The sequence below is a fragment of the Providencia sp. PROV200 genome (genome assembly GCF_049901995.1).
Taxonomy (GTDB): domain Bacteria; phylum Pseudomonadota; class Gammaproteobacteria; order Enterobacterales; family Enterobacteriaceae; genus Providencia; species Providencia rettgeri_E.
The window spans coordinates 287,522-307,514 of the sequence record NZ_CP096308.1; the positions used below are offsets into that span (position 1 = coordinate 287,522).

A 19,993-nucleotide genomic window follows, 5' to 3' on the forward strand; every position below is an offset into this window, starting at 1 on the left:
TCAGCTGTCTGCCTCATGAGAAAATATCCTGTAAACAAAACAAATAACAGGTGATTTATGCAGCATTCCTTCAACTTTAAAAATCCGGAACTACCTTCCATATCAGTCTTAAAAGCGGATAAGTGGCAGGCCGTATGGCAAACACTGAAGGAAGATGCCGACCTGAACTATCGTGATGCCAGTCGTGGAGTCAGCATGGCTGATCTCATCCATAATGGCACAGCTTCTATCTACCAAGCCCTTGCTGATAATTGGACGATCTCCCTCGCCTGGAGTAGCGGTAAAGACTCCGAAATTGTCCTGCACTTATTCCTCATGGCGTTGGTGCGCGCTGTTCGCGCGGGAATTCCTATTAGCCAACACCATTACCTTTTGCATACCGATACTGGCATTGAAACCCCTGAGATACGCTGGCTCGCCGATCAGAAACTGGCTGCGCTTGAAAAGTTCATCGATCAAGAAAACCTGCCGCTGTCTATTGTTCTCGCAAAACCGGGGCTCACCTCCAGCTGGACGGGGCGGATACTGACGGGGCGTGGCTTGCCCACGTTCACCAACAGCTCAGTGCGTCAGTGCTCCAACGACTTGAAGATTTTTGCGGCCAAACGCGCCAAAACGGCATACGTGAAAAGCCTGCCAAAATCCGTGGGTAAACGCGTCTGTTTGCTGCTGGGAAGCCGCGATGCAGAGGGCGTTATCCGAGCCAAAAACATCGCCTTAAAAGGCGGGAATGCGAGTCAGGTTAAGATCACAAAAGAAGGCGGCGAATTGTACCCCATCAGGCATTGGTTACAGGGCGACGTGTGGGAGTTTCTGCTAAGCGCCGGAAGCGCTTCTAAGTATCTGCTGCCGAGCTACCTGGACAGCAACAACGACACCGCTGAGCTCTACAAGGCCGCAACAGGGGAATGTGTTTGGTCGGGTTCTGAGAAAAAATCCAGTGAAGCCTGTGGGAGCCGGTTTGGATGTTGGGCTTGCCAGGCGGTCGGTCTCGATAAATCAATGGAAAACCTTCTGCGTTCTGATGACGATCGCCACGGTTACATGGCTGGGCTCAACCGTATTCAGAGATTTTTGTCCAAGCGTCGCAATGCGTGGGAAGATAGGCATCCTGTGGGTCGCACCTTGTATGCTGGAGGCTTCATCAAGGTTCAGCCTGATGTCTATTCACCGCGCTTCCTGGAGCGCCTGCTGCATGTTTGTTGCAGTATGGACTACGTTGAGCAGCTGCGTGCTGAGGATGTAGCCGATAAACTTCGATCGGGCGAACTGGAAAACACCGCCCACAACCGCCGCATGGCGTCACCTCAATTTCGCATTGTCAGTGAGGTTGCGTTAATCCATATAGACTTCATGTGGTCATTCCACCATTTTAACGAAAAACCGTTTCATGCTCTGGAAATCTATCGCCGCGTCTGGGCAAAAGGTGAGCTCGACTTACTGGAAGATGAGCCTGAAATGCCTGTCACCCCAAAGACCCCTATGCCCAAAGCATTGTGGGTCAAGGTCGGGCAGTTTGGTAATGATTCCGGTATGGATGGCCTGGCTGATCCCATCGCTGAAATGGCCTATTTTAACGGTGCCGACGATGAGCGTGCCAGCCGCATTATCAATACGCCGAACGGAAAACGTCGCGTGGTTAGCTTCAGCGAGGACAGTGAAGTGACCATCGACGCGGATGCTGCTGAGTTCATCATTTGGGAGGAATATCCTCGACTGCGTGAAGCGGTATTGGCTGGGCAATACACCTCCGGCAGTGCTGCTCAATTTTATCTGCGCTTCGGTGCAGTTTCCCTGTGCAAAGGAAAGTCAGCACTGTACAACCGCATGATGCAGCGCGGCCAAACTTATCGCAGCCTGGGCTTAAACGGCCATCAGACAATGGATGGGATTGCGTCTCGTAAAGACCTGCGTGTACTAACGACGGAACGCTATCAGTTTCTGATCGCCAACAAAGTGAACGCCAGTATCATCCGTCTACGCTGGTGGGCTAATCTGGCATTCACCATGCAGTGGCACTTGGCGAATCAGACCTCAACCGGTCAATGGATCCGTGCATCTTTGACGCGCGAGGATGAACTATCCATGCAGCAAGAGAAAAATAGGGCCAAAAACACACTTTCGGTTTTCGTGATCGGACATACCAGTGCTTGGTGCTCGTTGAAGCTGAGTAAGTCCGGCACGTCCACTGAGCGCGCTTTTCGTCGTTACCATCAACATACTCGTCGTAATGCAATTACAAGCTGCCAGGGGCTCTCTCAGCATCTGAGAGAAGTGATCGTCAATCAACTGAAACTGGAGTATCTGCGGATGCTGTGGCGACTGGATGATGGCTTGATGCTGAAGCATGACTCCGATCCCATCACCAAAATGGCTGGGCGGGACCCTGTTGCGCTAAGCAAACACTTCCGTCTCGTGGTGAGAACAATGGAGCGCTTCGTTCAGGAGGCAGCGTGAAACGCTTAATTTCGTCGGCAGTACAAGTTGAGTCAGTATTGAAGTTTACTATTCATACAGGATATGAATGATGAAAACGAATATGACCGATGTGTTGTTAGATGGTGCGTTGATTATGGTGTTAGGGGGCGCTCTGATCGCTGGGTTCGAATTGATGCCCAGCCAGGAGAAAACCGATTCTGTCATCGCTGAATACCGAGTCGATATTGAAAAACGTGACGGGTTAAGCCTGTACAGTAACAAAAGTACCGTCCGTATTGATGTAGTGGGTGAGATCCCGGCAGAAAAAGATCTGCCTCTGCCCGGCGAGCGTGTCGCGTTGATGCTCTACGACAAAAGTCAGGCGCAAATGTGTCAGGACAATCGTTGCATGGATGTGGACGTTATTATCACAAAACCTGCTTTTTTACGGAGGCATCATGAGCCTGGCAAACAATCGGCCTCAAATTAACTATCTTAAATTAATTAAGGCGGAAAAATTCCCTCCGGGGATCTGCGTTAAGTCACTCTCGGTTTTCGAACGCGACACATTGCGCGTGGCTTTAACCATGATGGCGCACTGGAACAATTATCCGGAGTCGCCAGTCCACATGCGGCCAGAGTGGTCAGCACAGGTGTCTCGGCTCTTGATTGAAACGATGAAGGAGCGGGACGAACTGAGAGCACACTTGAAGAGTCTCGGTGCTGAAGTGCCTGAGAAAGTAGTGAAAATGTCCGACATGACATTTCAGCAACTCATGTTGAAGTGCAACTGTAGTTGAGAAATTCACCCATTCCGAAAATGAGGTTTTCATGAATCCGACACCTGAAAAAACGAATGCTGGGCCTGATGTTGATGGTACCCGCAACGCCAATATTCTGACCAACCATGCCCGACTCGTGGACATGAAAAATCGCCTTTCATTCTGGGGGGCAGGCGTGAGCTTAACACCGGATGAACAGCTGGCGCTGATCCAGTTCCGGCTTCAGCACTTCTCAGACGATGTGCTTCCGCAATGCATTAAAGAGATTGCCGATGAACTGGGGTGTAAGCCAGATAATGAAGCGATGCTGCAATCGATTGACGATCTGCGTGTAGCGGCAGGTGAACGTGAAGCTATGGCACGTCGTGCTGGTGTCACTGTTTGCGAAATGAATCTCGTATTAGCACGTCCGGAAAGTGTGGTGAAGGCAGTTCCTGAAATGGTCATTGACCAAGTGTGTCATATTGCGGCCGAAATTCACAAGAGGGGGGCGGGAGTGGGGGATGATAAAGCCCAAACCACCATTGATCGCATTCGTGAAGTGTTAACCAACGTCGGCCAGTAATTTCAGTGGGTGGGATTACCCACCCATTTCCACAAACTAAATTTGTTTTTCGATTTCCGTTGTGTTTACCCCTTTGTCAGCTGCATGGGAGGCTTGATACTGAAAGTCTGATACGCAAAGGAATAAACACTGATGAATTACTCACACATTCCCATGCCTTCCCGTGAAGAGCATTATGCTTTTTTAAAGTCTCACTATCACCATGCCCGTTTTGAAGGCCGTAATAATGCATCCTGGGGTGAGGACTACTCTCAGCGTATTGCTAATAGCGACTATCTAGAATTGGAAAAAAATGGTTATGCGCTGATCTCCAATCACGAGTCTGCTACCCGTGAAGCGGTGTTCTATCATCGTTCACTGGTCGGTTATGGCACGATGAGTTTGATGTGTGATAGCGCTTGTAACGCCCCTGAGGCGATTTGCCTGCAAGTTTCAGTTCCTGCTCACTTAGCTCCAAAGATCCCTGGAAAATCACTTAGCGAGCTTTTGGCGAAGCTTAAGCGGGACATTATGGGTACGTTTCCATTGTGTCGGGTAGAACTCGCTTCTGGCTCTAAAGAAATTTGCATCGAAGTATTCCAAGCCGAAGAAGTGATCTCAAAAGAGATCGTTGGTTTCACAAGCACGATCATTTCAAATTGGTCACAAGGGTAAAATATGACGTATTTAGAAGAAGTTTTTGCAGGTGTAGAGCGAAATAAAGGGAAAGAATTGGCTGACCTGTTTCGCTCTGCTGAGGCTCAAATTGCCCGTGCTGAACAGGGTTCCACTGAATCGGATGACAATGCATATGACCTTCGTCAACAAGAAGGTCTGAAGGTTACAGAAGCATTGATCAGAGCTGGTGGTTTGTCTGGAAAGACTATTGAGATCATTCGTTATAGTAAGACATCAACTCAGGTAGAAATTCGTGATGCGGATGGTTGCCTGGTGTGGCGTGATTTTACATTCACTAATGATTTTGTTTTTGGTCTGGCAAAAAATATTGCTTTTTAAATAAATTCGATCCCGTGTGGCTACTTAAACTTTAAGCGGATTGCATTCCAGATGTCCGCTTTTCAAATAGTTATACCCATTATTCACAGGGATGATCTAATAATTGGATCTTTTGATCTAATAACTGATCTAAAAAGACCTAAGGGATCTAAGGGCGAGATTGATTAATACTATCAAAGTATTATAGAACATTTTTCCCCCGCAAACATGCTGTTTCCTCCTGCAAATATGTAAGTTCTCCTTGCAAGTATGTAAGATCATCCTGCAAACATGCATATTTTCCCTTGCAAACATGCAAATCATTCCCCTGCAAACATGTATATGTTACTTCCGGCTGTGGACAAATAAAGGAAACCAAATCCTTATAGTTAATCTTTAAAATCAATCAATTAAAGGTGGTTTTTGATTTATGCAAGAATGAAGGAAAGGAGTTATTACTGAATAATCCACTGATTTCTAGGGACGGAAAGGCATCGGTTTTTAATAGAGATGCGGAGTGAAAAAGTAGGATTTGAAATTATTTTTCCCAATGGAAATACATTTAGAGTTTTTAAAGTAAATTGAAGGGTGGTAAGGAAGTTATCCCCGTTATTAACAGGAGTGATCTAATAATTGGATCTATTGTGATCTTAAATAACTAAAAACAACTAAGTGATCTAAGGTTGATATTTTATTTTATTTTCAACCAGTTGCAGAGTTAAATTCCCTTGCAAACATGTTATTTCCCCTTGCAAACATGCAAGATCAGCTTACAAACATGCATTTTTCCCTTGCAAATATGCTGATTTCCTCCTGCAAACATGTTATACATCCCCCTGCAAATATGCAAAGGCTCAAAATGCCTGTTAACAAATAATAATATTTTAGGAATAACTATGGCTAAGGATATTAATGATTTAGGCCTGTCTGTGGAAGTAAAAAACAAGACGACGGGCGAAATTGATTACATATCATCAACAGATACGCGATCGATTCAACCTATCTCACTGCTTAGGCTTAGTGTTTTTAGTCCCGTTAGTAGCAGGGAAAAGAAAAATGTTGGTAGCAGGGTGATGGATGCTTCGGAAGAGCTGAGAAACCTTGAGATTGTTAATAGCGAAGGTTATGACAGAGTCACCATATCTGGGCCTAAATTAGATATGGATACAGACTTTCGTATCTGGCTTTCAATAATTCAGTCACTCAGTGAATATCCAATGGTAGACAATAAAGTTGTGCTTCCCTTCAGTGATTTTGCAAAGATGTGTGATTACAACACAAGGCAAATTAACAAAATCCTGAAAGAAAGGGTCGCTAAATCACTTCGAAAAATTACATCCACTTCAATATCTGTGTACAAAGATACTGGCGATGATTTGATTAGTGCTACAACTCACTTGTTGAATTTCTCCAGGGTGGATACAGCTGCAAACGAAGTTATTTTGGAATTCAATCCAAAATTAAGTGACTTGTACAAAATGGACTACAAGCGCGTTCTGAAGCTGAAGGTATTCCCTGCGATCAAAAGAAATGAAGTGGCAAAGGCTATCTATGCTTTTCTTGAAGGGTTGCCAAACAGTGAGAATAGGGTGCAGATAGTCTCATTTGAAAGGTTGATGAAGCGTTTAAATATGCGCTCAGACCCTTATAAGCAACTTGAAATGGTTAGAAGGGCAATGAAGTTATTAGAAGACGTCAAATACCTCAAGTACACTGAAGGCTATAGGGTGTCGAAAGGAAAGCGACAAGTTTTTTTCTCAATCAATTCGCGTGACCCAGATTTGTTGAAAAATACCGACCTGGATTAAGTATATTCCAGGGCGTATGCGTCCCCCTGCAAACATGTTATTGAGGAACCGTGATTTCCTCCTGCAAACATGCTGTTCCCTTGCAAACATGTCGTGGAAGGGCAGTTATATCCCCTTGCAAAGATGCTATTCCCTTGCAAACATGCAGCGAAGGGGCAGTTATATCCCCTTGCAAATATGCTGTTCCCCTGCAAACATGCAGCGGAGGGGCAGTTATATCCCCTTGCAAATATGCTGTTCCCCTGCAAACATGCAGCGGAACGGCAGTTATATCCCCCCTGCAAATATGCTTTTCCCTGCAAACATGCAGTAGTAGGCTGAGTTTATCCCCTTGCAAATATGCATTCCCCTGCAAACATGCAGCGGAACGGCAGTGAATTTCCCCTGCAAACATGTAGGGGAGGGGCTGGAGTTTCCCCCCTGCAAATATGCTTTTCCCCTGCAAATATGTAGGGGAGGGGCTGGAGTTTCCCCCCTGCAAATATGCATTCCCCTGCAAACATGCAGCGGAACGGCAGTGAATTTCCCCTGCAAATATGCTTTTCCCCTGCAAACATGTAGGGGAGGGGCTGGAGTTTCCCCCTGCAAATATGCATTCCCCTGCAAACATGCAGCGGAACGGCAGGGAATTTCCCCTGCAAATATGCTATTCCCCTGCAAATATGCAGCGGAACGGCAGTGTTATTCCCCTGCAAATATGCTATTCCCGTGCAAAGATGCAGCGGAACGGCAGTGTTATTCCCCTACAAATATGCTATTCCCCTGCAAACATGCAGCGGAGGGGGCTGAGTTTACCCCCTGCAAATATGCTATTCCCCTGCAAACATGCAGCGGAGGGGCTGAGTTTATCCCCTGCAAATATGCTATTCCCCTGCAAACATGCAGCGTAGGAGCTGATTTTACCCCTTGCAAGTATGCTGTTTTCCGCAGACGCGTAACGATGGGGCGGAGTTTCCTCCTGCAAACATGCAGGTGAATGAAGGTGGTTTCGCCCTGCAAACATGCGCTGGTCAGATCCCTCTATCCCTATTCAAATATGTCTTTCTGTGCGCCTGTGACCTATTCGTCAGCTGTTCACTACGTGTAAAGATAGTAATAGAAAATGAATCACAATTGAGGGCAGAGCCATGACAGGCATTGTAGTTCGTGAAGAACACGTCGAACGTATCCAGCGTTTCAACTCACTTCAAAGCGGGCAATATTGGCGCGCAATGCAGGATATCCCAGAAGAAGCTATCCTGATGGATGAGGTACTTCTCATCGAATCCCTACGTTGGGTTGAAAATCAGCTTCATACCGTCATCCTCCGCGCACATCCGAAGCACTACGAGCAATACGCAACCTTTGTCACAGTAGACAAAGACGGCGTTTCTCACAGTGTTAAGCGAACTGTCAAAGAGCACCGATTCTTGTTTAATGACTTTGTTGAGCTTTTTGTATTCGCTGATGATGCGCGTCAGATCCGTGATGCTGAAGTCGCATTGTGCCAGCAGCGTGTTACCGATCTAACTCAATCTCTGTCGAAGTCTCTCGCTAACCCTGAGGCGATGAAAGCTATTGTGACAGAACGTATTGAGCAAAAAGCCGCAAAGAAAGGTGTAAGTGCGAGCACCATGCCTGCTATCAGTAATAACGCTATTCGCCTGGCTACAGGCTCGGTGGGTAATGCTATTGCAGCGGGCGTGACTGAAGCCGATATCAAGAACATGCGTGATGCGGCCGAGCAAAACCATCAAATAGCGACAATCCAATCCGAGTGGATCCAAGAGCGTAATATCGAAATTACAGCGGCAGTTCAGGCTGTGGTGCCTTATTTTGCCGAAATGGCAGCGGCGCAGCTGGCTGCAACAGAAGATGCGCGTTCTCAGGTTGACAAACTGATGGACGGTATCAAGTCTTTAGATCTCTATATTGGCAAAGACGTCAACGTGAAGGTGATCCGTAAAGGGCAGTCCGCTCCCAGCAATGAGCCTCTGACCTTTGTTCAGCAGAAATTGATGGTCGATGAAGAGTTGGCCATCTACCACGACTTAAGTGACTGGTTCGACTTTGGTGACCTGGACAAGTTCTATCAAGCGCTGTGCAATACCCATGCGCTGGTGGATCAAATTTTCCCTTCGCCGCGCTGCGTACTGGTCATGGCAACGACTCGCCGCTATATCGACTACAAAGACCGTATGGAAAACCTTATTAATAACAGCGAGAATGCCAAGGTATTCTTGATGGTTCGCGACGGCGAAAACCTGTATCGCATCGTGTCCCCTGTGGAGTCTCACCTGGGTGCGAACATGCTGTTCCCGTCTCGGGATGAGCAAGAGCGCTTGTTCCGGGGGATGGATGGGGAACAAATTAAATTCCAAAACGTCGCTTATTCTGATCGGCTGAAGGCGCATGAGCGCATGGCACTGCACTACAAACGTTTCCTGATTATGTGTTGTGGGCTTGACCATCGGGAACAACTATTTGGTGATTTCTACGACCGGAGTCTGGGTCTGAATTTTGTGTCGATGAAATTCCAAGAGCAACATTGCCGCTTCATTCATGATGCTGACGGTACAGGCATGCTGAGTAACCCAGAAAATAAAAAGTATCCATCCTTGGCTGGTTTCATCGAATGGGCAAACAGTCACCTACGTAGCGGCTCTCGTGTGATGTGCCAATGGCATTCACTGGCGAACCCAGAGACTGCGCCAGGTGCAGCCAAAGAAAATGACGATCGTTCCTATGGTTCCTTTAGTTTTACCGTGGACTTTAAAGACGACCGCAACGTAGCTGTAGCCTTTATCAAAGACGGCCTGTTGAATGTCAAAGCGTCAGTCAGCAAGACCAGTTATAGCAACAAGAGAGGAAGTGTGACGCGTGACTATAACGTCAACGTCTGTATCGAAAAGTACAACAAACAGTGGAAGGAAGACGACGCACGTTTGCCTTACCTGTGCCTGGACGCGGTCACCGCTGAGCATCTGGAGCACTACATCTATTCTCGGGCTGTGCGCTCGGACCACACCTACTACATTGCGCTGTTCAAATCGTTGGCTAAGTACCTACGAGAAGAGCGTCAGTCAGAGCAGAAGTCTCGCGACCTGCTGAAAGCAGCGCTGGTGGTAGGGCGTGTGGGGAATGAAGCCGACCAAGATACCGTTATCGACAAAACAGTCATGGCATGGCGTGCAGCGAACCGTGGAGCACCTTTGGCAGAGGCGATGGCCGACAAAGCGCAGTGGGAAAACCTGCTGGGCGTGATGGACATGATCGCCTGCCGGGGCATGAATATGCTGCCTCAGATAGTCGATTTTGCGCGCATAATTAAGGCCGCACCTTTGCGCCTCATTGTGAACACGAATGGTAAATTATCGTTGTACGTTGCGCCAACGGATGGTGAGCGTGATGATCGGATAGAGCCGCATATCTGGGTGCAGCGCATTAACTTCAACCTGACGAAAACGGGAATCAAAGAAGGCTCACGCAGCTGGGTGAAACTGAACGCCTCGAATGTGGCGGAAACAACAATTTTTGAATGGCCGGAGGCGGAGGCGTGGAAGAATCTGAATGCTGCTTTTGGCAGTTATGAAGAAAAACAGGAAGCGTTTAGCTTTGTGGAAAGCAGAGCCGGTGATCTACATCGTTTAAACCCAGCCAACCAAAGACGTCTGGCGGAAATGTCTCATCTTTGGAAAGAAGCTTACTACGAGATGAACTACGTTCATGAGACGGGTGGGCAAGTCCAGGTTCCAGCTTTGATGATCCCGATCGGCATCCGCATTGAAGGCAGTGAATGGAACTTTGTGTACGTGGGCTCTATAAGCCGATCGGTACACTGCATCTATCAGTTGCTGGAAAGTGAGAGCGCCAAGAGCGGTCTGGCGGAGATGTATGCATCGTTCTACAAACACCCTGAAGGGCGCATCAAAGAACTGAGCACAAAGGCTGCTGACATGTGGATGTTTTCCTCTAAGGAAATGCCCGACGTGAACATGTTCAGCACGAACAAGGATCTCGAATACAGCGGGCTGGACTATTCACTGAATAGCAACTCTGTATCCGAAATACACAGCTTTGATGTCCGCTGGCGCTACGCACAGGAATACGTGTCACATCCACATCGTTCTAAGAGCACGCTGTGGCTTGCAGAGAGCCTACGCGATGAAAGCGGCAGGCCTATGATCGATACACTGCTTGGTAGTCCTCACCTCCACCAGGATGCCCCTGTCGATGTGATTGAAGTGACGTTGCCTCAGCGTTATGACGATCCGAATAAAGCGAAGATTGCGAAGACAAAAGCACCATTCAACCATGCTCATTGGTTCGATATCTGCCCTGTTGGGTACAACGAAAATCAATGTCTGGAGGGCATTATTGCACCAGTGAAAACCTTTACCAGGATGACTTTTGCCAACAAAGAACTGGCGTTGCATTACATCTTTTCGCGTAACTCAGAAGCGAGAAAATACCAGACCGGTTACTTCTCCGAGGTGGAAGTGCCATTGCCTGAAGGCGTGACACGCTGGACAACGCGTAATTAATACAGTGTATGAATAGCATTATCAACCGCCCCTGAGGGCATTTAGGAGGTGAATGTGTCTCAAGAATATAACCCGATCCCGCGCAATGTGATGTTCACGGAATTCCTTCAGTTACTGGAGGAAGACGGCTTACCAGCCAGTCACCTGGAAACCGTCCGTAAAATTTTTGCGGAGATCACCCAGCAGGTGAATGAATTTGGTCCGGAGCGTGGTGCGTTGTTGGCACTGGCAGAGGCTCACTCACCGTTTTACCGTGATTTGAAAGCTGAAAAGGACTTTATCAGCGGCGTATTAAACATGCCTATTTTCTTTCACGGAGTATTAAACATGCCTATTTTCTTTCACGGATAAGTAGGCGATATGTGTTTTTATAGGCCGGTTTCCGGCCTATTGCTGTTCATTTAGATAATAAAGAATGTAACCAGAATAAAGCAGATTGCTTTTCGTTATTTCAGCGTCGAAACATTGCTTTAATTCATCAGGTGTTTGAAATCCATATTGGCTTAAATTGTCCTTTGCAAAGCCGGATAAGCGCCAAAAATCGAAACCATTGAATTCCCCGTGTTCTCCAAAATCAAAATCGATAGTGCCCGTTCGTAAATGCACGGCGCATCCGTAACCATGTTTGAAATACCTGATGCCACTATGCAACTCCCCGCTTTGTGGAATGCTGTTTCCTGCCCACGCGTTATTAGATATTGGCAATTCGAACCCTGAGAGCTTCATTAACTCAATGGCTTCAGAAACGCGTTTTAAATAATCATTGATTAGGTCGCGAAGACGACTGTCCATATTAACCACCTTGTTATTAATTTTAATCAAAACAATATCCTCGCTAGCGGTCTTGTCAAGTTAGAGGGGGCTTGATTTTTAAAATGAGGATTAGAAATTTCATTACCGGTTGTCTACGGGGGACAATATCCTGGTCTACCACAACACTTAAGCGAGGAAATATGATCACTTTATTCACCGCAGTGGCTTCTACCTCTGGTGGGGCGCTCTTTTTCATTTGCCTGGGCATTACCTGTTCAGCGATAGCCATGTTGACCGCGAAAGGAGTCAAAGCAAAGATCGCTAAAATTGGCCTGGGTATCTTAGCGGGATATTTCCTGTTATTTGTTGTGACTAATTCAGCGATGAAAACGCAGAAATCTGTCGCAACCTCCATCGCGAAACGCGTACCGTTACCTACTTTCCCCATCGCTGATGCAGAGGCAAATCAGCTGAAGTCTGAGTATCTTGAAGCTATTGCTACTGCGTCGTTGTTCAGCGAGCCCATGCCAACCAAACGTATGATGGCCGTTCAGGAAATGGCGGAAGCACTGGCACAGGAGCAGAATGAAAGGTTGATTCGGATCATCAACGGGAAAGGTTAAGTTGCCCCGTTTTAATCGCTCACTTCGGTGGGCATTTTTTTGCCTGAAGCAAAACCAATCACAAAAGAAATAATTCAAAATAATATAGTTTACGCTATTCGTCAGCGGCTGAGGTCATGGTTTACTAATTACATAGAAACCAACAAGGCTGAATGAAATGAACGACGTGAAAATGGTTAAAGTATTGAGAGATAATACCTTCTGTCACGCTGCGTGGATGGATTTTAAAAAGGTCTTAGGAGAGTCACCTTTTGGTGTTTTCCTGGAGTTTGTAGACCCACGCAATGGTGCATTAGTTCAGCTGATGTTTCCATTCTGGTGCAAGCCTCAGAAAACGTATAAGCCAATGGGTAACGTGTTTATGACCCAATGGCACGGATTAACTCTGACAATCCCGCCCGACTTTGATTGGTGGGTTCAGGCTCAATCTAACGGCATTGGAATGCGTCGTATCGACCAGAAAGTTCAGTTTCTAAAGCACGGGGAATATGTGGAGGTAAATCTGAAAGTCGAAATGGCTACAGTCATTCGCGTTAACCCAGTGTTTTCACCCGAGTTCGACGCTGCCACACATGCTTAGCGTCTGATCAATGAAGTGGGCTTCCCAAACCCACGATACCCCTTAATGCCCATCACCCTCGATGGGCATTTTTTATGATAAAAATCAGCGTGTAATCACTTCGTCAGCGGTCAATCTCATGCTTGAATGATTGGGTCAACAAAATGAATAAACCGAGGAAGTTACGATGACCCCATTAGTCAATGCAAACGAAAAACGTGCTGAAAACCATTTAGCTTCAGCAATCCGTTTCAACGGTTCAGTAGTGACTGTCCGCGAGTGGATTGACGCGTTGATCGCGCAAGGCTACAAGCCAAACGCCAAGGCTGTCCTGAAGGGCAAAGAAGCCAGCCGTATGCAATTGCACCGCTGGAACAATGCTCAGCAAACTGAGCACATGAAAAAACGTGCTAATGCTGGGACAAAAATTGAATACACGATGTCACATGAAGAAAGTGGTAGTTTCTATGACGTGAAAAAATTTGCGTTCGATTACGCTGTATCAATAGCAGGACCGGAATATGGTGAGCCAGAAGACCGTTGCTTCATCGTTTATGCAATTCCTCAGCTACGAAAAGGTGCTGAGTATGAGCGCTGTGTCGCGGCATACAAGCCCGTGTTTGCTGAGGATGAACAGCGCGCTTTGAACATCCTGCGCTTCGACTTTCCTTCAGCAAGGATCTTGTGGTTGGGGATCGCTAAAACTCAAGAACAAGCTTTGTCTCTGGCCGAAACCGCAATGGCCTGATGAGGCGTGCTAAAAAGTTCGACTCCAAGCCTGCACCAGATGGTGTGGGCTTTTTTGTCCGCAAAGCGTCGGCCTTTAACGTGGATTAAAAAAGTATCTTTTTTAAAATCATCGGCAGTGTATCGACCTGGAAATAGTTATGAAAACTGCCTTATTTCTTACCCTGTTCCTGCCTGCAATATCATTGGCTAAGCCACTGTTTATCGGTGATAGCTTAACCTATACCCTCGCGACGAGCGCAAAGAAGCACATCCCAGTAGACGGCCTTTATAAGGAGAGCACAGGGCTTACCGACCGCAGTTCGGTAAAGTGGAACGATTATGTTCAGACAATGAGTTTTCAGGACTATGAGACCGTGGTTATCTCTCTGGGGGCTAATGACGGCATCGGTGCAAACCAAGTCACGAACTACCAGCAGAAGGCAACACAGTTTATCCAGCAAATCCAGCAGAGCAACCCCGGTGCATCGATTATCTGGATATTGCCACCTGCAATGAAGAATCCTGCCACCGAAGCCGCCTTGGTAAATACCAGACAAGCAATCCGTCAGGCGGTGGATGAAACACAGATCGCTTTTTTCGACCCCGAGGTCGCTATTGGGCGTCAGTTTAACCTTACCGTGAACGATGTGCAGGTACGAACCCATGACGGGATACATTACACGAGCAAAGGTAGTGATTTGATAATTGGGAGGCTGTTCAACCAGTAAAAACAGGGGGAATGTATTTTATTTTGAACCTCTTTGTCAGCGCTGAACCTGTGGGATGATCTTCCTATCGAACCAACTCGGGTTTAAAAGGAAGATTCATGGGTGCCAACCGTAGAAACAAGTTTGGGGTCAGCCGTCGCTTTGCTGTCCGTTATGACCGGGCAAATGATCCGGAGTATATGGCTTTGGTTGAGCGATACCAGACAACTAAGCGATACAGCCAATCGGGCAAGGCGGGTGATGACGACCACAAGGAAAGCGTTCGCGCGCTTCATCATTACCACGGGAAAATAGCTGTGGAGTCCTTCCGGAAATAACATTTTCACTACTCGATATTGTTTCTCAAAATAATCTCTTTTCTATTATTCGTCAGCGGCTTAGGTCATGTTTTACTGGTTAAGTAAACAAAACAACGATACCAATAAGAAAAGAGGATTCACATGTCAGATAAGCAAGAATTTATCCAAAGTTTTATCGTCACGTTTAGTGCAGATGCGCCCATTGGATCCTTGCCCAAAGAAGGGTTGGAGTTTTTCCATTCATCTAATCGCAGTGTCTCATTCGGTTTTAATCGACTAAGTGGAAAAGAAGCGATTGGTAGCTTTCTTAGAGCGTTTAAGCCAGACCATGAGTTTGTGCAGCAGCTGGATGAACTGCTTGCGGCTCCTACGCCAGATGAAGGGGCATTGGAGGATTTGCGTGGTTGGATCAATGCGATGGAATGGACGGCAGAAGAGCTGTTGTATGAGCTTCGCAGCGTGGGGGTTATCTCCATTGTCATGAATAGCATCATTTATCGTGGCGCGTTTTTCCACACTGAAGTGACTGGCGCTGCCTATATCGGTGGAAAAATGGAATCGCTGGAATTGAGTGGGGAAACAGTCCTAAAGCAGCTTCATCAAGAGTTAAACGTACAGTACGTAGTCTGACACCTAATCGTTCGGTCTGATCGCAGGCCGAACATTATCGCAACGAGGAAACCCGTTATGAACCAGCTGAAAATCGACAAGCTAAAACAGCAATACGTTTTCACTCAAGACCGTGGTGTTTTCAAGGTCGGGATAGCCCTGCTGGCGAAGCGTGCAAAAGCCGTGGCTCAGTGGATGGGGGTTGTCGAACCGAAGAGCAAAGCAGGCTCTTTCGAGCATTACACCGAGTGTATGGCAATGATGGAAAAAGGCCATCAGTACGCGAAGCGCACCGGTTTGCAATGCACTGGGAACCTGAGTCCTCAGCTGGTGGGCTATGAAGGCGAACGGGTATCCGTTGTCGATAATGCTGGGCATACCCGAAGTTTCTGGGTTGCACGCACTCTGGGATGGATGCCAAGCCATCTTGAAGTTGATCGTCTACCAGCCATGTTCTGGCAGGACAACGATGAAGACGACGTACTGGCTGCTGAAAGCTATCAATCCGTCGTAGTGATCGGGTAAAGCAATTTAAGCCGTCAGCGTGGGGCTGGTGGCTAATTCAATATCAATAAATTGGGGTAAGAAATGCAAGTATCAAATGACGTCCTCGCAGTTCTGTCTGAAGCGCGTGTGGAGGGCAACAAACTCTTCCTGGAAGGCCAGCTGGATCGTCGCCTGTACACCAACACCAACAAGGTGCTTGAAGCCGCTGGTGGGAAGTGGAACCGCAAAGAGAAAGCCCATATTTTTGATGGCAGTGCGGAAGGGCGTATCGACGACATTATCCTGTCTGGATCGGTTGTGGTGCCAAAAGACGACTTCAACTTTTTTCCAACGCCGGAAAAAATCATCAATACGATGGTTACCAGTGCCAATATTCAGGACGGGGATCGAGTGCTGGAGCCGTCCTGCGGTGATGGGCGTATTGTCAAAGCTGTGGCTAAAGCGGCAAAAAACCTCAATATCGTGGCTGTTGAGCTGGATGAAAAGCGCGTTCAGCAACTGAACAGCGACCCTGAAATTACGTCGCTGGTAAACCCTGAATTTACGGGCACAAGCCTTGAACTGGTCAATGCTGATTTTCTCAGCCATGAAATGGACGAGAAATTCGATGTCATCATCATGAACCCGCCTTTCAAAAATAAGGCCGACATTAAGCATACAAACCGAGCGTTGGATCTGCTGCTTTCAGGTGGGGTGTATACGCAAGGTGGTCGCCTGCGGGGCATTTTGTCTGCGGGCGTGCTGTTCCGTGAAGATGCCTTGACCAAGGCCTTCCGTGAGCGTGTGAAACTGCTCGGGGGCTCATTCACTGAACTGGAAGACAAAGCTTTCAAAGAGTCCGGCACGATGGTCAAAACTGTTCTACTGGAAATTGACCTCTAACAGCCAATGTCAAAGCCGCCTTCGGGCGGTTTTTTCGTCAGCGATATCTGCTGAGTGATACTGGAACTTCCCGATACCGGGGGGGAACGCCATCCAAAGTGAGGCGCTGAAAAGAGCGCTGGGGGGATAGATGAAGCCACGAAACATTATCAGCGTAAATCCGAATTCAACCGTCTTTGGCGGCCAGGGTAGTTGGGTTAACGAACACTTGCTGGAGGTGCTGATTAATCGCGGCATGTTCAGTTCGGCGTTAGAGCGATATCGCCAGAGGGGTAAAGGGGTGATGTCTGTTCCCGTACATATCAGCATCCGGTTGTTTGGGATCAGCGTATCGGGTGCGCACATGCTCATTACGCCGTATGGCCTGGTGTGCAAGTTCGATGATAACGAGTTGGGTGAGAGCTACTCATTCGACGTGAGTGGTGAAGCGCGAAAGCTGTGGAAAAGCGTTTGCCATATTGGCTGACAAGTTGGGGTTAAGGGGGTTGTCATGCTGGCACTACTGATCGGCACTTTAACGTTGATGACATTGTCCTTGCTGGTGCTGTGTGGATTGTATGCAAAGTACCAGTATCACGAAACACACAAATTGCCAGGGCTGCGAAGTCCAGTGGTTGTGTGTCTCTCGTTGGCGGTTAAATACATAGGCCTTTTTGGTTTGATGTTGACGGTGACAACGGCTTTCCTAGACTCGTTTCATATCCCAGCTTCAGGGGGATTTGTGTTGATAGCTTTCGTGCTGCATGCGGGTCTTGGTGCGACCTGTACTGTTCTGCACAACCGGCAGCTAATTCGGTAAGATTGTCCACTGAATCAAAAAAGAAACCCGCATAAAAAGCGGGTTTTTTGTTAGTGTAGGAACTCGATTGTAACCGTTTAGTCTATGAAAATGGAGGCAGGGATATTAAAACGCGCAGACAGTTTTTTAATGTGCTCCAGTGTTAATCCTCGTTCACCGTTGAGGATGCGGCTAACGTATGAGCGCGAACCGAGCTCATCTTGAAAGTCTGTCGTATTAAGGTGGTATTGATCCATCAGCGTTCTCAATGCTGCTACACCGCCATTGCTTTTTGCTAAGCGCTCGTTAAATTCAGCAAATTCGGGCGCTGTTTTTTCATACGCATCAATCTTCGCGCAAATCAAGTCGATAAGCGGGTTGTCTGGGTCATTTTCGACAAGGTGCTCAACCAGTTGAACGGCTTTTTCATAGTCTTCGCGAGAATGGCTGTTTCCCAATAACGGCACAATGCTTATCAGGTTTTGTGCTGCGTTTACTGCATCTTGAAACATCATGCTTTTGTTCTCCGGTAGTGATCAGTCAACCTATCGTATTCAGCGTGGGTTGTTATATGTTTCACGAATATTTTCCCCCGGTCAAAGTCGGCAAAAAACATCATTCTTAATGAATTGCCACTGATGTCGATGACCCACCATTTCTCTCTATACTTCATCCGATCAAGGCTGGGGAAAACCTTTTTAAGCTCATCAGGCGTTTGATAACTGTCGCGCTTGAGTGTTCGATATATGTCAGATAGCGCCTGAGCACTGTTTGGAAATCGCTTGGATGCCTGGTCAAAAGGTTCTCTTGATATTACGTGCATTGCATCTCTCATGTTTCCTATTTGTCAACATTGTAGCATCTAAACTATTGGTTGCCAATATGGCAACTAATAAATTAATTATTCTGCTATCTATTCTTCGTCAGCGGTTGAGGTCATGCTTCAATAAAGAGGTAAACAAAACAAACAATATCAATAAAAGAGGTTTCTTATGTACTGCACAGTCAAAGAGTTAATCGCGCACCTGTCCACAAAAAATCAATACGATGTTGTGCTTTCCAAGCTGTGGGATACTGAAGACATCCACCAAGTTTTGTCTGACAATGAGATGGAACCCATTTCTGAATATGAGGCACACAAGGCGCTTCAGCTGGTGGATCGAACTCATGATGCAAACATCGGCATTACATGGGATACGCTGCTCTGTGCAGTGGAGTCGCCACGAAACCTAACAGCTGAGCAATATGCGCTGGCTAATACCTGCTTTACCGTACCTCGCGAACTGTACTCCGTCTGTAACGAAGTGACGCTCCCAGCTGGGTCAATTACCGTGGAGTTTGATGCGTTTGAGCTCCGCTCAGCTATCGCCACGTCCAAACTTACCATTGCAAAAAAGCATGAGCTCGGTGGCTTTGTTAAATCAGTTTCCGGCAGCTGTGATACACCCGCATTCCACTGGAGTGTTTACGCAGAGTGCCGCAACGGAAAATGCACGATCTGCTTGCAGGATAATTTCCAATCCAAAGAATATCGTTGGGTCGAAAAGAGCCTGCAATGAAATAGCGCTGTAACGCTTTCTACGATGCGATGTGGTACTCATCGCATCATTTCGCACAAAACATCGTAAAACTGCTGAGGATCGCCATGAGAGAGCCTCAGGGCATGAAAGGGTAACCAATGCTGACTGAACTTAAACTCCAAGATAATATTCGCTGTTTGAACGTAACGCTGAAATTTGACAAATCCGCGCTGATCGACGCTTTTGCTGTATTGGAAAGAAACCCGCAATTCCTCCATGTTGTCATCTATAGCGAAGCGACGTTCGACGACTTTGATGACTCGGATGAGAGTGTTGAAAACTGCATGAGCGACCCCGTTCTGGCGGTATGGCGATCTGGAGCGTGTATAACTTGGATAGACCGTGCCGATGACACTGAATTTCAGTGCGATTTGCCAAGCATCAGTGTACTGAACTCTACGAGGGATTACGCGTGACCAGTGAAGAAGCCATTAAGCATTTGAGACGCAGTATCTGGGACTTGTCAGGGCAAAAAGAAGCGCAGGCTGAGCGTGTGCTGGCTTACCTGAAAGTGCGTGTCAATCGCGCCAAGGGGCTGGTGGTGAATCCTATTAGCCCAAAGCCGATGACATTCATGCAAGCGATAAGACTGGGCTATATTCGGCAGCAAGGCAACTGGAAAGATGCGCCCTGGGTTTTCGATAACCGCATCATGCCCTCAGCTTCAGCTGCGTTAGATGAAGCTAACAGACAACTCAAAGCCCATTGGGCAGAATAGCCACCCAAACAAAAACCAGTACCTGTGTTGGGCGCTGGTTTTCACTTATCAACTTTTCAACAAGCTAGATCCTAATAATTAACCTAATTAGTTCCTAACAGATCCTAAAAGATCCCTGTCGCTCGCAGGCCGCTGGTGGCGTGGCCTACAGAGGATT

The 19,993-nt window shown here is 47.2% G+C and carries 25 protein-coding genes; 22 read left to right on the plus strand and 3 right to left on the minus strand.

Translation table 11 applies throughout. The annotated features are described in order from the left end of the window. Positions 1-57 precede the first annotated feature (57 nt). The 9 genes from M1E86_RS21505 to M1E86_RS21545 all read left to right on the plus strand — a co-directional run bounded on the left by M1E86_RS21505 (position 58) and on the right by M1E86_RS21545 (position 11,422). Positions 58-2,457: a phosphoadenosine phosphosulfate reductase family protein gene (locus M1E86_RS21505; RefSeq protein ID WP_166268271.1), complete on the plus strand. Its 2,400-nt coding sequence runs from the start codon at positions 58-60 to the stop codon at positions 2,455-2,457. Between the two features lie 67 nt (positions 2,458-2,524). After that, a complete protein-coding gene (locus M1E86_RS21510; protein ID WP_166268273.1) occupies positions 2,525-2,908 on the plus strand; it encodes a hypothetical protein in 384 nt (127 codons plus the stop codon). Continuing rightward, positions 2,877-3,218 (plus strand): hypothetical protein, encoded by a 342-nt coding sequence (locus M1E86_RS21515; protein ID WP_042847060.1) that lies wholly within the window; start codon positions 2,877-2,879, stop codon positions 3,216-3,218. Before M1E86_RS21510 ends, M1E86_RS21515 begins: the two co-directional genes overlap by 32 nt. A gap of 31 nt (positions 3,219-3,249) precedes the next feature. Beyond that, on the plus strand, positions 3,250-3,765 hold the full coding sequence (locus tag M1E86_RS21520; protein ID WP_191901266.1) for a hypothetical protein: 516 nt from the start codon (positions 3,250-3,252) through the stop codon (positions 3,763-3,765). Between the two features lie 132 nt (positions 3,766-3,897). Beyond that, positions 3,898-4,419 (plus strand): hypothetical protein, encoded by a 522-nt coding sequence (locus M1E86_RS21525; protein ID WP_191901267.1) that lies wholly within the window; start codon positions 3,898-3,900, stop codon positions 4,417-4,419. Between the two features lie 3 nt (positions 4,420-4,422). Next, a complete protein-coding gene (locus tag M1E86_RS21530; protein ID WP_191901268.1) occupies positions 4,423-4,761 on the plus strand; it encodes a hypothetical protein in 339 nt (112 codons plus the stop codon). A gap of 875 nt (positions 4,762-5,636) precedes the next feature. Continuing rightward, positions 5,637-6,548, plus strand: a complete 912-nt coding sequence (locus tag M1E86_RS21535) for a RepB family plasmid replication initiator protein (protein ID WP_042847057.1) — start codon at positions 5,637-5,639, stop codon at positions 6,546-6,548. A 1,127-nt stretch (positions 6,549-7,675) separates the two neighbouring features. After that, positions 7,676-11,071 (plus strand): hypothetical protein, encoded by a 3,396-nt coding sequence (locus tag M1E86_RS21540; protein WP_426099577.1) that lies wholly within the window; start codon positions 7,676-7,678, stop codon positions 11,069-11,071. Positions 11,072-11,125: 54 nt separating this feature from the next. Then, entirely contained in the window at positions 11,126-11,422 is a 297-nt protein-coding gene (locus tag M1E86_RS21545) for a hypothetical protein (RefSeq protein WP_042847053.1), read from the plus strand. A 36-nt stretch (positions 11,423-11,458) separates the two neighbouring features. On the opposite strand, the gene M1E86_RS21550 is transcribed toward M1E86_RS21545, so the two are convergent. Continuing rightward, entirely contained in the window at positions 11,459-11,863 is a 405-nt protein-coding gene (locus M1E86_RS21550; protein WP_042847052.1) for a DUF6896 domain-containing protein, read from the minus strand. 83 nt (positions 11,864-11,946) lie between these two features. Between M1E86_RS21550 and M1E86_RS21555 the strand changes: the two genes are divergently transcribed. The 10 genes from M1E86_RS21555 to M1E86_RS21600 all read left to right on the plus strand — a co-directional run bounded on the left by M1E86_RS21555 (position 11,947) and on the right by M1E86_RS21600 (position 17,559). Beyond that, a complete protein-coding gene (locus M1E86_RS21555; RefSeq protein ID WP_166268279.1) occupies positions 11,947-12,447 on the plus strand; it encodes a hypothetical protein in 501 nt (166 codons plus the stop codon). A gap of 184 nt (positions 12,448-12,631) precedes the next feature. Beyond that, positions 12,632-13,027, plus strand: a complete 396-nt coding sequence (locus M1E86_RS21560; RefSeq protein ID WP_349479451.1) for a hypothetical protein — start codon at positions 12,632-12,634, stop codon at positions 13,025-13,027. 166 nt (positions 13,028-13,193) lie between these two features. Continuing rightward, a complete protein-coding gene (locus M1E86_RS21565) occupies positions 13,194-13,754 on the plus strand; it encodes a hypothetical protein (RefSeq protein WP_042847048.1) in 561 nt (186 codons plus the stop codon). A gap of 139 nt (positions 13,755-13,893) precedes the next feature. Further along, positions 13,894-14,463 carry a GDSL-type esterase/lipase family protein gene (locus tag M1E86_RS21570; RefSeq protein ID WP_072035184.1) on the plus strand — a complete coding sequence of 190 codons (570 nt, stop codon included), beginning with the start codon at positions 13,894-13,896 and terminating at the stop codon, positions 14,461-14,463. 98 nt (positions 14,464-14,561) lie between these two features. Beyond that, complete coding sequence (locus M1E86_RS21575; protein ID WP_042847047.1) at positions 14,562-14,780, plus strand: hypothetical protein; 219 nt, start codon at positions 14,562-14,564, stop codon at positions 14,778-14,780. A gap of 123 nt (positions 14,781-14,903) precedes the next feature. Beyond that, on the plus strand, positions 14,904-15,392 hold the full coding sequence (locus M1E86_RS21580; protein WP_042847046.1) for a hypothetical protein: 489 nt from the start codon (positions 14,904-14,906) through the stop codon (positions 15,390-15,392). Positions 15,393-15,449: 57 nt separating this feature from the next. After that, positions 15,450-15,896 (plus strand): hypothetical protein, encoded by a 447-nt coding sequence (locus M1E86_RS21585; protein ID WP_052219361.1) that lies wholly within the window; start codon positions 15,450-15,452, stop codon positions 15,894-15,896. Positions 15,897-15,959: 63 nt separating this feature from the next. Further along, positions 15,960-16,760 carry a methyltransferase gene (locus M1E86_RS21590; RefSeq protein ID WP_042847045.1) on the plus strand — a complete coding sequence of 267 codons (801 nt, stop codon included), beginning with the start codon at positions 15,960-15,962 and terminating at the stop codon, positions 16,758-16,760. Positions 16,761-16,890: 130 nt separating this feature from the next. After that, positions 16,891-17,226: a hypothetical protein gene (locus tag M1E86_RS21595; protein ID WP_166268283.1), complete on the plus strand. Its 336-nt coding sequence runs from the start codon at positions 16,891-16,893 to the stop codon at positions 17,224-17,226. Positions 17,227-17,250: 24 nt separating this feature from the next. Beyond that, complete coding sequence (locus M1E86_RS21600; RefSeq protein WP_166268285.1) at positions 17,251-17,559, plus strand: hypothetical protein; 309 nt, start codon at positions 17,251-17,253, stop codon at positions 17,557-17,559. Positions 17,560-17,636: 77 nt separating this feature from the next. Here the strand turns inward: M1E86_RS21600 and M1E86_RS21605 are convergent, their stop codons facing one another. Continuing rightward, entirely contained in the window at positions 17,637-18,053 is a 417-nt protein-coding gene (locus M1E86_RS21605) for a helix-turn-helix domain-containing protein (RefSeq protein ID WP_042847042.1), read from the minus strand. After that, a complete protein-coding gene (locus tag M1E86_RS21610) occupies positions 18,050-18,361 on the minus strand; it encodes a type II toxin-antitoxin system HigB family toxin (protein ID WP_042847414.1) in 312 nt (103 codons plus the stop codon). Before M1E86_RS21610 ends, M1E86_RS21605 begins: the two co-directional genes overlap by 4 nt. 169 nt (positions 18,362-18,530) lie before the next feature. Between M1E86_RS21610 and M1E86_RS21615 the strand changes: the two genes are divergently transcribed. From M1E86_RS21615 to M1E86_RS21625, 3 genes are all read left to right on the plus strand, one after another. Beyond that, a complete protein-coding gene (locus M1E86_RS21615; protein WP_042847041.1) occupies positions 18,531-19,097 on the plus strand; it encodes a hypothetical protein in 567 nt (188 codons plus the stop codon). A gap of 119 nt (positions 19,098-19,216) precedes the next feature. Continuing rightward, entirely contained in the window at positions 19,217-19,534 is a 318-nt protein-coding gene (locus M1E86_RS21620) for a hypothetical protein (RefSeq protein ID WP_042847040.1), read from the plus strand. A 23-nt stretch (positions 19,535-19,557) separates the two neighbouring features. After that, positions 19,558-19,836 carry a hypothetical protein gene (locus M1E86_RS21625; RefSeq protein ID WP_162762192.1) on the plus strand — a complete coding sequence of 93 codons (279 nt, stop codon included), beginning with the start codon at positions 19,558-19,560 and terminating at the stop codon, positions 19,834-19,836. Positions 19,837-19,993: the final 157 nt, after the last annotated feature.